Origin of the sequence: Azospirillum sp. B506, assembly GCF_000333595.1 — a bacterium.
In the GTDB taxonomy this organism is placed as follows: Bacteria; Pseudomonadota; Alphaproteobacteria; order Azospirillales; family Azospirillaceae; genus Azospirillum.
The window spans coordinates 22,341-34,395 of record NZ_BADK01000735.1; the positions used below are offsets into that span (position 1 = coordinate 22,341).

General features: G+C 68.0%; 9 protein-coding genes. 3 read left to right on the forward strand and 6 right to left on the reverse strand.

The genetic code is table 11. The annotated features are described in order from the left end of the window. The first annotated feature begins 638 nt into the window (after nucleotides 1-638). Nucleotides 639-1,400, forward strand: coding sequence for a transposase (locus tag I71_RS22650; RefSeq protein WP_083897329.1), 762 nt, complete (start codon nucleotides 639-641; stop codon nucleotides 1,398-1,400). An 80-nt stretch (nucleotides 1,401-1,480) separates the two neighbouring features. Here I71_RS22650 and I71_RS22655 read toward each other — a convergent pair whose 3' ends face one another. Continuing rightward, nucleotides 1,481-4,306, reverse strand: coding sequence for a response regulator (locus I71_RS22655; protein WP_042698613.1), 2,826 nt, complete (start codon nucleotides 4,304-4,306; stop codon nucleotides 1,481-1,483). A 244-nt stretch (nucleotides 4,307-4,550) separates the two neighbouring features. Here I71_RS22655 and I71_RS22660 point away from each other — a divergent pair, with 244 nt between their 5' ends. Continuing rightward, nucleotides 4,551-6,485, forward strand: coding sequence for a hybrid sensor histidine kinase/response regulator (locus I71_RS22660; RefSeq protein ID WP_042698645.1), 1,935 nt, complete (start codon nucleotides 4,551-4,553; stop codon nucleotides 6,483-6,485). Nucleotides 6,486-6,625: 140 nt separating this feature from the next. Next, on the forward strand, nucleotides 6,626-7,096 hold the full coding sequence (locus tag I71_RS22665; protein WP_199902237.1) for a hypothetical protein: 471 nt from the start codon (nucleotides 6,626-6,628) through the stop codon (nucleotides 7,094-7,096). A 105-nt stretch (nucleotides 7,097-7,201) separates the two neighbouring features. Here I71_RS22665 and I71_RS22670 read toward each other — a convergent pair whose 3' ends face one another. The 5 genes from I71_RS22670 to I71_RS22690 all read right to left on the reverse strand — a co-directional run. After that, nucleotides 7,202-7,741 carry a hypothetical protein gene (locus I71_RS22670; RefSeq protein ID WP_199902238.1) on the reverse strand — a complete coding sequence of 180 codons (540 nt, stop codon included), beginning with the start codon at nucleotides 7,739-7,741 and terminating at the stop codon, nucleotides 7,202-7,204. 52 nt (nucleotides 7,742-7,793) lie between these two features. Further along, nucleotides 7,794-9,365 (reverse strand): ABC transporter substrate-binding protein, encoded by a 1,572-nt coding sequence (locus tag I71_RS22675; RefSeq protein ID WP_042698616.1) that lies wholly within the window; start codon nucleotides 9,363-9,365, stop codon nucleotides 7,794-7,796. A 272-nt stretch (nucleotides 9,366-9,637) separates the two neighbouring features. Then, complete coding sequence (locus tag I71_RS22680) at nucleotides 9,638-10,492, reverse strand: ParB/RepB/Spo0J family partition protein (RefSeq protein WP_042698619.1); 855 nt, start codon at nucleotides 10,490-10,492, stop codon at nucleotides 9,638-9,640. Continuing rightward, nucleotides 10,482-11,504, reverse strand: coding sequence for an AAA family ATPase (locus tag I71_RS22685; protein ID WP_042698622.1), 1,023 nt, complete (start codon nucleotides 11,502-11,504; stop codon nucleotides 10,482-10,484). The genes I71_RS22680 and I71_RS22685 overlap by 11 nt, the downstream gene beginning before the upstream one ends. A gap of 180 nt (nucleotides 11,505-11,684) precedes the next feature. After that, nucleotides 11,685-12,055: replication initiator protein A (locus I71_RS22690; RefSeq protein WP_042698625.1), on the reverse strand; the 371-nt coding region annotated here is incomplete at its 5' end.

Sequence of the window (12,055 nt, forward strand, 5' to 3'; positions counted from 1 at the left end):
CGGCATCACGCCCTCGGCCAGCCAGGTGAGCAGATACACCGATGCTTACAGTGTACTGAGGTCTGTTATGAACCGAGTGCAGAACTTCTCGTGTTTTCGTCTCTCCTTATCCATGAATTTTTTATAGGCGATTATAAAGCCCTCATAGAATTTCCGCTTAGTTTGCGTGGGGTCGATTTTCAAATTTCCAACCTTCTGAACCACTCCAAATCCCTGAGCTTCTATGGAAAGGCATTCCCAACTGATATATTCAACCGGAATAAGTTGAGACTCCGAGACAATTTCTATGCGCCCGTTGTTAATCCTATAATCGACGAATATGAAGCTAAGCTGATTCCTATCCTCAAACACCCACTTATGCAATTTATTAATCGATATCATGTTTGGAGAATAGTTTTGCTTATCCAGGTTATTGCTCTTGACGTTAACGGCGTGATTATCCGTTAACATGAAGTCACCAATTGCTTTTCGCGTTGTCGTGGTCCTATCATATCTTTTTGCGACAGACTCTTGTATTTGCTCATATATATCCAACTTGAGGCACTCCTAAATTTCGTATCCTGAGAGCTTGTTCGTGACTGGCTGGTCCTGACCGGTAGGACTGTGAGCGTCGTCATCAGCCATCGGGGCAGCAGTCTATGGGCAGTGCCGTTCGCCCCACAAGCACCACGCCAGCCTCCTGGGACGCATTCTCGAATGTCGATGCCTTCGTGGATGAGGTGTTGGCGGGGTTGACAACCATGGCGGCGGAGGGGACGCGGACGATGGGAACCGGCTCCAAGCCAGGGCTCGCCGGCGCCACCTTGCGCAAGGCGGTCATGGCGGTGTGGTACGTGTGCTTCTGCGGCATGCAGTGGCGTGCCATTGGCCAGCTCTCCGGCATTCCCTTCGGCACGCTGTACACTCTGTTCGCCCGCAGGACCCGACTGAGGTTGTGGCGCCGTTTGCTCGATCGGTTGCGCCGCACATGGCGGTTGGCCTGCGGCAACACGCCTGAACCGAGCACCGTGGTGATCGACGGCCGGACCTGCCCCTCGCTCCCGAGTTGCTTCGTGCGTGGCGTGGACGGCGGCAAGAAGATCCGCGGCGTGAAGGTCCATCTCGCCGTCGAGAAGTACGGCATTCCGCTGGCGATCGATGCTGCGCCAGCAAACGTGCATGGCCCCAAGGGCATCGTCCCGGTCCTGCGAGAGATCGCCGGGCGCGGTTTCCAGGGACCGGCCATCGGTGACCTCGGCTATCGCGATCAGCGCCTGGCCAAAGCCGGCGAGGCGCTCGGCATCTCGGTCAGGCCGATTGCCCACGGCCGCGACGGGGTGTTCATTCCAACCGAGATCGCCTTCATCTCGATCCTCTCGCGTCGCCTGAAGCGGCTCGTCACCCAGGCAGCCCCCGCATGACGTCCACCGACAGGCACTCAACCCCAAAACCTGCTCCGTCCGTTTCCGGCGCAAGGCAGACGCCGTCGCAACCTCTCCGTCTACCCCCACCCCCCATCCATAGCCTCCACCGCCCGCCGCGAAGCGACGCACCGCGCAATCTCCCCAAGCAGTTGGGCGCGGTCGATGGGCTTCGGCACGTGGCAGTCCATGCCGGCCTCGTAGCATTGGGCGATGTCGTCGGGGAAGGTGTTGGCGGTCAGGGCGACGATGGCGACGCGCGACACCGGACCCGGCATGGCGCGGATCCGGCGCGTCGCCTCCAGACCGTCCATCACCGGCATGTTGATGTCCATCAGGATGGCGTCGAACGGCTCGCCCTCCGCTGCCTGGGCCACCGCCTCCACCGCCTGGGCGCCGTCCGCCACCGCCACCACGCTGTGGCCGGCCTGCTTCAGCAGCGTGACCGCCAGCATGCGGTTCATCTCCACATCCTCCACCACCAGCACATGCAGGGAGCCGGTCGCCGGCCCGGCCGGGGCGGCGGCGGGCGGAGGGACAGGCGGCTCGGACCTGGCCGGCAGCGGCGGCGGGAGCGCTTCGGCATTGGGGGCGGCGTTGGGGGGGACAGGGGAGTCGGGGCTGGGGCCGGCGACAGCGGCCGGGGTGGCCTCCGGCGTCGGCGGGGCCGGCGGACGCAGACGGTCCAGCCGCTCGCGCAGCTCCGACGGGTCATAGGGCTTGGCGATCAGGTCGTAGCCGCCCATCGCCACATCGTCGGCCACCACCGCATGGGCGGCGAAGCCAGACGCCAGCAGAACCGGCAGGCCGGGGCGCAGGCGCCGCGCCTCGCGCGCCAGCTCGGCCCCGTTCATGCCTGGCGGCATCACGATGTCGCTGAACAGCAGGTCCAGCGGCTCGGTGCCGCGCAGCACCACCAGAGCCTCGCCGGCACCCGAGGCGCCGATCACCCGGTGGCCCCAGCTGCGCAGCAGGGCGCAGCCGGTCTCGCGGATGTTGTGGTCGTCCTCCACCATCAGGATCGACAGGCTGGGACGGACGCTCACCGGTCGGAGTGCCGTCGGCCGGACGCCGCGGCCGGCGCCATGCCCCATCTCGTCGGCGACCCGCTCGGGTGGGAAATGGACGGTGACGGTGGTGCCCTGCCCCACCCGGCTCGCCAGGGTCAGCGTGCCGCCATGCAGCTCCACCAGCCGGCGGGTCAGCGGCAGGCCCAGGCCGGCGCCCTCGGTCTGGCGATTCTCCGGGGTGGCGACGCGGGCATAGGCCAGCAGGACGCGGTCCAGATCCTGCTCGGGGATGCCAACCCCGTTGTCGCGCACCTCCAGGAGCAGGCCGCCATCGGGCGCCGGGCCGGCGGTCAGCGACACCGATCCACCGGACGGCGTGTATTTCACCGCGTTGGACAGCAGGTTCAGCAGGATCTGGCGGATGCGGCGCTCGTCGCCGCGCAGGGTCCGGGCGGCGGGATCCACCGTCGCGTCGAGCGCGATGCCGGCGCGGGCGGCGCGCGGGGTCAGCAGGCGGATGGCGAAGGTGGCGGCGGCGTCGAGATCGACCGGATCGTCGTCGAGAACCAGCTGGCCGGATTCGGCGCGGACATGGTCGAGGATCTCGTTGATCAGTTCCAGCAGATGCTGGCCGCTGTCGCGGATGTTCACGGCGAAGTCGCGGTAATGGGGGGTGCCGACCGGCCCCTCCGACTCCCGCGCGATCAGGTCGGCGAAGCCGATCACCGCGTTCATCGGCGTGCGCAGCTCGTGGCTCAGGCTCGCCAGGAATTCGGACTTGCTGCGGCTGGCCGCCTCCGCCGCGTGGCGGGCGTCCTGAAGCTCCGCCTCCATGATCTTGCGGGCGGTGACGTCGCGCTCGACGCTGACGTAATCCTGCGGCGCCCCCCAATCGTCGGTGACCAGCCGCACCGCCGCCTCGACCCACACCCAGCGGCCGTCGGCATGGCGCAGCCGGTAGGTCGTCTTCAGCGTCGGCCGCTCCGGCGTCAGGCGGGCGAGGCCGGCCGCCAGGGCGTCGCGGTCGTCAGGATGCACCCGCTCCACCAGCGGGCGGCCGGCCAGCTCGGCCGGCGGGCAGCCCAGGCTGTCACGCGTCGCCTCCGAACAGAAGCGGCGCACCCCGTCCAGCCCGATGCGGCCGATGATGTCGGTGACGCTGCGCGCCAGCATACGGTAACGCGCCTCGCTGGCGCGGATCGCCCGCTCCGCCTCGTGGCGGCGGGTGATGTCACGGGCGCCCACCGACAGCAGGGCGATGGCGCCGCTCTCGTCGCGGATCGGCACCTGCGACACCTCCCACCAGCGGGTGACGCCGTCGTGGGTGTGCTGCTCCTCGAAGCGGGTGGGGGCGTCGGCGTCGATGCAGGATTGCAGGTCCGCCATCACCTTGGCGGCGAGGTCGGGCGGCAGCAGCGCGTCGAGCGGCTTGCCTGCCGCCTGCGCCAGCCGGCCGCCCATCGCCCGCATCGCGGCCTCGTTGGCGCAATGCAGGGTGAAGACGCCGTCCGGGCCGACGCGGAGGACGACGAGGATGTCGGCGGAGCTGTCGAACAGCGCGCGGAACAGCGCGGCGTTCTCCGCCATCCGGGCCTCGGCGGCGAAGCGGCGGTGCTCGCGCGCCAACAGAAGGCCGAGCAGGCCGAGGCCAAGAGCGGCGAGGGCGGCCAGCGGCAGGGCCTGCTCCTCCATCGCCCGCAAGGCGAGGTCGCGGTCGGGCAGAAACAGGGCGGACAGCAGGGAGAGGACGGCCGCCGCCCCGACCAGCAGGGCGGAGAGCAGCGCGAAGACCGGGCGCCGGCTGCCGAACCGCCGGAGAAGCCACCGGTGGGCAAGCAGAACCAGCGCCAGCAGGCCGACGCCATGCGCAAGGGCAATGATGAGGCCCGTTCCCATTGCTCCGCCCCCCAGCGGCTCCGTCACCGGCCGGCCGCGGCCGAACCGGAAGCGAATCTTTACACAGGCAATTAAACAGGAAGAAGAAACGATTCGAAACAGTCATACCGCCTTTCTTCCTACCACTATTACCGATGGCAGTGACATGGCCGCCGGCTTTTACGTCGCCGTCGTGTTTGGCCGGCGATTCGGCTAGGATGCCCGGCATATGATTCGTGGTCGTTGTGTTCTGGTGGGCTTCGGCATGTTCTTGAAGATCTTCTCACGGAGCCTGGTTGCCCGGACCACGGCATCGGCGGTGGTGCTGGTGTCGGTGCTGGTCGCCGTGCCGATGGCCGTGCTGATCCAGGCCGACGTGCGCAGCACACGGGCCGAGCTGGCCATCCGCGCGGAGATGGCGACCCGCATCGTGCTGGACGACGTGACCAACGCCCTGTGGGATCTGGATCCGGAAGAGGCACTGACGGCGCTGAACCCGCTGCGGTCGATCGACAGCTTCGCCGAGGCGGTGATCCTGGGCACCCATGGCGAGCGCTTCGTCACCTTCCGCAAGCCGGGCGCCGCCAGGGTGGCGGAGGAGGCCGCCACCGCCGCCACCGTGCCGCTGACCCGCCAGGACCGCAGCGGCGCTTCGCGCACCATCGGCACCCTGCTGGTCCGGCTCGACACCGGGCCGACCGACGCGGCGATCCGCCACCATGTGCTGGTGCTGGGCGGGGTCGGCGCCGTCACGCTTCTGCTGGTGGTGCTGGGGGTGATCTGGGCGACGCGCGGCATGACCCTGCCGATCGCCGGCATGACCCGCGCCATGGCCGATCTGGCCGCCGGCGACGTGACGGTGACCGTCCCGGTGCGCCACCGCGACGACGAGATCGGCCGCATGGCCAAGGCGCTCGACACCTTCCGCCAGAACGCCATCGACCTGAGCACCGCCAAGGAACGGGCGGAGCAGGCGGTGGCCTCGAAGGCCAAGTTCATGGCCGCCGCCAGCCACGACCTGCGCCAGCCGGCCCAGTCGCTGCTGATGCTGACCGCCATGCTGCGCGCCACCGCCCCCAACCCCAAGGTAGCGGACTCCGCCCGCAAGATCGAACAGGTGGTGATGACGCTGAAGCAGCTGCTCGACGATCTGCTGGAGGTGTCGCGGCTGGATGCCGGCGGCATCAGCGCCAACAAGGCGGTGCATGAGGTCGCCGACCTGTTCGACGCGCTGGATTCGCAGTACGGCCCGGTCGCCCGCAACAAGGGGCTGGCCTTCGCCGTGCCGCAATACCGCGCGCCGGTGCTGACCGACCGGGTGCTGCTGCTGCGGCTGCTCGGCAACCTGATCGACAACGCGATCCGCTACACGCCCGGCGGACAGGTGCAGGTCGCCTGCCTGGAATCCGGCGGCAACCTGATCGTCGAGGTGCGCGACAGCGGCATCGGCATCCCCGAGGACCGTCTCGACGCGATCTGGGAGGAGTTCCACCAGATCGGCAACCCGGAGCGCAACCGCGACAACGGCATCGGTCTCGGCCTGTCGATCGTGCGGCGGCTGTCCGCCGTGCTGGACCATCCGGTGAAGGTGCGCTCCACGCCGGGCAAGGGGTCGGTCTTCTCGGTCACCGTGCCGCTGGCGCCGGTCGGAGCGGCCGCGGCAGCCGTGGCGGACACTGGGGCAACCCCTGGGGCAACCCCTGGGGCAACCCCTGGGGCAGATGCTGTGGCAGATCCTGGGGTGGCAACGCTGGCGGACGCGACGGCGAAGACCGGTGAGATCGCCATCCTGGTGATCGACGACGACCAGTTCGTGCTGTCGGCCATCTCGATGTTCCTCAACTCCGCCGGACATCGCGCGGTCGGCGTCTCCACCGTGGCCCAGGGCCTGCGCGCGGTGGAGAGCGGCGACATCCGGCCGGACGCGCTGATCGCCGACTATCACCTCTCCGCCACCGAGAACGGCCTGGATTTCATCGACACGGTGTGGCGGCGGATCGGGCTGCGCATTCCTGCGGTGCTGATATCAGGGCGGCTCGACGGGTCAGTCACCGCCCGCGCCGCCGAGATGGGCGTCACCGTCGCCGCCAAGCCGATCATGCCGGAGCGGCTGTCGGTGCTGGTGGAGCAGATGACGGCGACCCGGCCAAAGCCGCTGCCGTCGGACACCGCCGCTCCGCATAAGACCACGACCATTTGAGGCCGGCGGTCCGGCCAGAAAGCTTAGGACCCAAAATAATCTCACATACCGGGTTATGTTATGTCACAACATCCGGGCAGTGCTCCCGGACAGCCTGCACCCCGTCCGAGGGCGAATGACAAGCAACTTCGGAGGATCCTATGCGCGCAGCCACCACGACCGACATCACCCGTGCCCGTGACATCATCGCCGGTTTCGACTTCGGCTATGTCGTCGAGCGCGCGGTCGCCGCGGGGATGACCCGCAGCACGTCCGAAACCGCCCTGACCCAGTTGAAAGCCTTCCTGCTGGCCTGCGCCGAGCATCCGGAGCGCGACATCGTTCCGCAGTCGGCCGCCTGCGACGACCTGTGGCACGAATTCATCGTTGCCGACACCCGCGCCTATGTCCGCTTCTGCGAGGCGGTCTATGGCGAGTATCTGCACCACAACGGCGTGACCGTCCCGGCCGGGCGCATGGCCGCCGCCCGCACCGACAGCGCCCGCCTGTTCGCCGGTGCCGATTGCCTGCGAGAAGCCGCGACGGCGGATTGCCTGCGGGAGACGGCGAAGGCCGACTGCCTGCGCGAAGCCAAGGGCGCCGATTGCCTGCGAGAAGCCGCGGGACGGTGAGCAGCCGCCGGATTGAACCGACTGACCGGGCGGCGGCATCGGACAGCAACACCGCCGCCGGGGCCGTCCCCGACCCTTCCACCGCCGGAAGGGATAATTCCGGCCTCAGTCGCGTCCACCGCCGTCCGGCCTGCTCCTGTCCAGCCCGCCCCTGTCGGGACCGCCTTCATCTGAACCGCCATCGAGCAGAGCCTGTGCCCTGGTCGACAGGGGACAGCCGCGCCGGGCCAGGCGGAGAATGACGTCGCGGGCCAACTCCCGGCTGGCGGTGTTGCCGATGAAGCTCGACCGCGAATCTGAGAATTCCAAAACGACGTTGTTCGTTCCGATGCCTTCCCGATAATCAATCCTCGACACTGCCCGGTAGCGCTTCCTGCGGGTGCGGATGACCCGGCATTCGATGTGATCGGGACGCAGGATCAGGGTCGGCTTCAGGTTGCTCGACGAGTGGGTCAGCCAGGGAATCCCTTTCCATCCGGAAAATGCGGCGACCAGGGGAACACGCTCGCCGTCGCCATCGGCTTCGATCCGGCCTTGCCGGACAGCGGAAAGCCTCATGCGGATGTAGAGGACCAAAGCCAGTCCACCGGAGGCAAGGAGCAGCATCACTACGACGATGAGGCTGAGGGCGGCCGGATCGCTCATCTTCCTCTCCTATCGATCGCCGGCAGCTCCCCCCGCCCTGCCCTTGGACGGCTCAGCCGAAATTCAGGCCGCCGAACGGCGTGATGAAGGTGTCGCTCAGCACATTGCCACGCAACGCCACATAGTCCGGCACGACCAGCGGGATCACCGGCAGCTCCCGCATCACCAGACATTCGGCGTCCTTGTAGACCTCGGCCCGGCGGAGGGGATCGGGGATCGCCATCGCCCGCTCGATCAGGCCGTCGAATTGGGCATTCGACCAGCCGACCGGGTTGAAGCGGCTGCCGCTGCTGAACAGCTCATCGAGGAAATTCATCGGATCGGGATAGGTGGCGGTCCAGCCGAACAGGAAGGCGTCGTAATCGCGCCGGCGGGAACGGGCGATGAACTCCTGCCGCGGCGCCATCACCAGCGTCGCCGGGATGCCGGCATTGTTCCATTGCGAGACGTAATAGACGAACTCCCGCCGGTATTCCGGGACGACGGTGACCTGGAAGGGTTCGATGCCGCGCCCGTCGGGATAGCCGGCCTCCTCCAGCAGGCGTTTCGCCAGCATCGGATCGTAAGCCAGCGGCTCCAGCCGTTCGTTGGCCAGCAGGGCCGGCGGCACGACGCCGTTGTGGACGGCCGCCACCCCGCGGAAGAAGCGCTCCGCCATCGCCGCGCGGTCGATCAGCAGCGACATCGCGCGGCGCACCCGCAGATCGCCGAACGCCCTGACCCGCCGCGGGTCGAGCGCCACCACCCGCATCTGCATGCGCGGCACGCTGGACAGCGACCGTTTGAAGCCAGGGTCGTCCATCACCCCGCGCAGCGCATCGGTGTCGACGAAGGCAAAGTCGATCTGGCTGTCGTTGAACAGCGTGATGCCGTCGTTGCCGATGCCGGTGGCAAGGAAGGACACGCGCTCGAACGGCACCGAACCGCCGCGCCAGGCGGGATTGGCCTCCACATCCATGCGGATGCCATCGCTCGACCGCACCAGCCGATAGGGGCCGGTTCCCGCCGACAGCGTGCGGTACCAGTCGGGACCCGCCTGCTCGGCGGCCTCGACATCGACGATGTTCAGTCGGGCGAAGGGAAAGACGGCGCAGGGCTCGTCGCAGGCGACCTCCAAAGTCCGCTCGTCGATCACGGCGATGCCCGACAGGCCGGCGGCGGTCCGCGCCCGCAGGTCGCGGAAGCCCCGCACCTTCGACAGGGCAAGCACCGCGAAGTTGGTGCCGTCGCCCGACAGTGCAGCCTCGAAGCTGCGCTTGACGTCCATGGCGGTCAGGGGACGGCCGGTGTGGAAGGTGACGCCGTCGCGGATGGTCAGCCGCCAACGCCGGGCATCCTCCGACGCTTCCCAGGCTGTGGCGAGGCCGGGCAGGATACGGCCCTTGGGATCGACCGTGGTCAGGCTTTCATACATCGAGCCGAGAACCTGACGCGCGACCAGATCGTTGACGGTCAGCGGATTGAGCGCGCCGGGCAGGGACTTCAGCCCGATCCGCAGGGTGCCGGACGCCGCCATCGCCGGACGCGGCAACGCCCCGGCTAGGCCGGCCGCTCCGAGCAGACCGCCGCCAAGCAGGCCCCCACCAAGCAGACCAAGGAACTGTCGTCTCCGCACCGACGGCATCGCTGACCCGTAACCCCGATGATTTCCCAGGCAATCCTTAACACGGGGCAGGGCAGGCGGTCACCCTGGCCAAGCGCCAGAGGCTTTCGCAATCGAAAGCAACCCTGGGGCGTGGACGCTTGGCAGGACAACCAAGGAGAGCTTTCGTATTCGAAAGCCCTGGCCCTCATCACCGCAATGATGCTGCGAGCCACACAGATCAGAATTCATGAGGAGATCCCCTCTCCCCGGGGGGAGAGGGAGAGCCGCTCCTCTCAGCGGCAGCCCATCCCTCAAGCCCCCAGCAGGGCGTCGATGCGGTCGCGCAGGGCCTGCAGCCGCTCGCGGTGCTCGCGCTGCAAGGCCTGGGCGACGGTGTCGATGGCGGCCAGATCCTTGTCCATCCGGTTGATCGCCTTGCCCAGCACCCGCAACGGCTCGGCCGAACTGGAGGCCGCCGGCCGGGCGGCGCGCACCGCGCCGACGGTCAGCCCGCCGGTCCGCGCCGTCTGCCACAGCCGGCGCAGCTCCGCCTCATCCTCGACGAAGGCCAGCTCGACCAGGGCGGAGCGCGACACCGCGTCGGGGTTGGCGCGGTAATCGGCAAGGATGTCGTCGGGCAGGCGCAGCACCTTCAGGCGCTTGGAGACCTCGGCCTCCGAACAGCCGACGGCCGCCGCAACCTCCGCCTGGGTGTAGCCGTGCGCCTCGATCAGCTGGGACAGGCCGCGGGCAAGGTCGATGGCGTCGAGGTCCACGCGCTGGACATTCTCGATCAGCGCGATCTCTTCCGGCCGGCCCTTGGTGATGATGGCGGCGATGGTGCCGCGGCCGAGCAGCCGGTGGGCGCGCAGCCGCCGTTCGCCGGCCACCAGCCGGTAGCGGCCCTTCTGCTCCCCTTCCTGGACGAGGACAGGTTGCTGCAACCCGTGGCGGGCGATGGAGTCGGCCAGCGAGCGCAGGGACTCGTCGTCGAACACCGTGCGCGGCTGGCGGGGGTTGGTCTCCACCGCGTCCAGATCGACCTCGACCAGCCGGGGCAGCACGCCGCTCAGCCCGAACATGCGGTCGGTCTCGGCGGCGAAGCCGGCCTCCTTGGCCTGAAGCACGGTGGCGGCGGTCTGCCGGGTCAGCTTCTTAGGCGGCATCGACGGTCTCCTGCAGGCGTCCCATGGCGGTCAGCAGCGCAGCGGCGATGGCGGCGTAGCTCTCCACCCCCGGCGCGCCGATGTCGGCATCCAGCGTGATGACATTCGCGCCCGCCGCCTGGGCGTAGATGGTGGCGCGCGGCACCGGCGGGAACACGCGGCGGCTGTCGCCCCACAGCCGCTGGATGTCGTCGAGCGACGAGCGGTCCTGGGTCTGGCGCGGGTTGACCATGGTCGGCAGGATGCCCAGCACCTCCAGCCGCGGGTTGAGGCGGCGCTGGATCTTGGCGACGGTGTCGAGGAAGGCGCTGACGCCGAGGATGGCGTGCGGCTCCGCCTGGCAGGGCACCAGAACGTAATCGGCGGCGGTCAGCGCGTTGATCGTCACCGCGCCCAGGTTGGGAGCGCAGTCGATGACGATCACGTCATAACGCTCCCGCACGCCGTCGAGCATTTCGGCCAGCGCGGTCTGCGCATTGGTCAGGTTGCCCGGCAGTTCGGTGTCGGCGCTCGCCAGCGCAATGCTGGAAGGAACGATATCCAGCCCGTCGACACTGGTCGGGCGGATCACCGCGTCGAGGGGCGTCTTGCCCATCAGCGCGTGATAGAGAACCTTGCCGGCCTCGGTCAGCGCAACGATGTCGGTCTGCGGCACGCCGACATGGACGGACGCGTTGCCCTGCGGATCGGCATCGACCAGCAGGACGCGGTTGCCGGCCCGCGCCAGGATGAAGGCGAGGTTGATGGAGGTCGCGGTCTTGGCGGTGCCACCCTTCTGCAGGCCGACGGCGACAGTGGTGCCGCGACGGGGCAGGGGGCTTTCCGGCCGTTCGAGGTCGAGCAGAAGCAGCCGGCCCAGCACGTCACGGGGCAGGGCTTCCTTGCCGGTTTCCCATTTGCTGAGCCGCTGCTTGTCGTATTTGCGGCCGATCAACTCGTTGACGAACGCCGCCATCTGCGTCTGGGTCAGGCCGCGCCGTTCCCGCAACGCCTTCAACTGTTCCCCTGTCACGCTCCGTTCTCCTGCCCCGGCACCGGTTGCGGCAACCCTAGCAAGTCGTCGCGACTGCGGCAACGGGTGTCTACCGGATGGGGAGGAGACACTCCCTCTCCCGGGGCTCTCAGCGGATCTTCGATCCGCCTGACGCCGTCAGCACAAACAAAGTTCGTGCGAGAGGCGGGAGAGGTCGATTTACACCGTCTCGTCGTATTCGACCTTGGGAACGTCGATCCAATTTTCCGGCTGGCCCTGGTCCTTCTTCCAGAACAGCACCGGCAGGTCGGCGTTCAACACGCGGCCGAGAACGGCGCCGCGCGCCTTCATCGTCTCCTTGTATTCCGCCGTCTCGACGATGCGGACGCCGTAACCGGGGATGCGGTCGGCGGCCAGGACCGGCCCCAGCGCGTTCTTGAACTTGCGCAGGTCGTTGTCGGAGCCGACCCGCTTGCGCAGGGGCTCAAGCGCCATCCAGAAGGCATGGCCGCGGGCGAGATGGGCGCGGGCGATCTCGTAAAGCCGCTTCTCCACCGGCTTCAGCGCGAAATACTGGTCGTCGTAGCTCA

Bases quoted from the DNA above. Each gene is read 5' to 3' on its own strand.
- I71_RS22655 (WP_042698613.1), bottom strand. From the start codon at position 4,306: ATGGGAACGGGCCTCATCATTGCCCTTGCGCATGGCGTCGGCCTGCTG.
- I71_RS22670 (WP_199902238.1), bottom strand. From the start codon at position 7,741: ATGAGCGATCCGGCCGCCCTCAGCCTCATCGTCGTAGTGATGCTGCTC.
- I71_RS22675 (WP_042698616.1), bottom strand. From the start codon at position 9,365: ATGCCGTCGGTGCGGAGACGACAGTTCCTTGGTCTGCTTGGTGGGGGC.
- I71_RS22660 (WP_042698645.1), top strand. From the start codon at position 4,551: ATGTTCTTGAAGATCTTCTCACGGAGCCTGGTTGCCCGGACCACGGCA.
- I71_RS22665 (WP_199902237.1), top strand. From the start codon at position 6,626: ATGCGCGCAGCCACCACGACCGACATCACCCGTGCCCGTGACATCATC.
- I71_RS22680 (WP_042698619.1), bottom strand. From the start codon at position 10,492: ATGCCGCCTAAGAAGCTGACCCGGCAGACCGCCGCCACCGTGCTTCAG.
- I71_RS22650 (WP_083897329.1), top strand. From the start codon at position 639: ATGGGCAGTGCCGTTCGCCCCACAAGCACCACGCCAGCCTCCTGGGAC.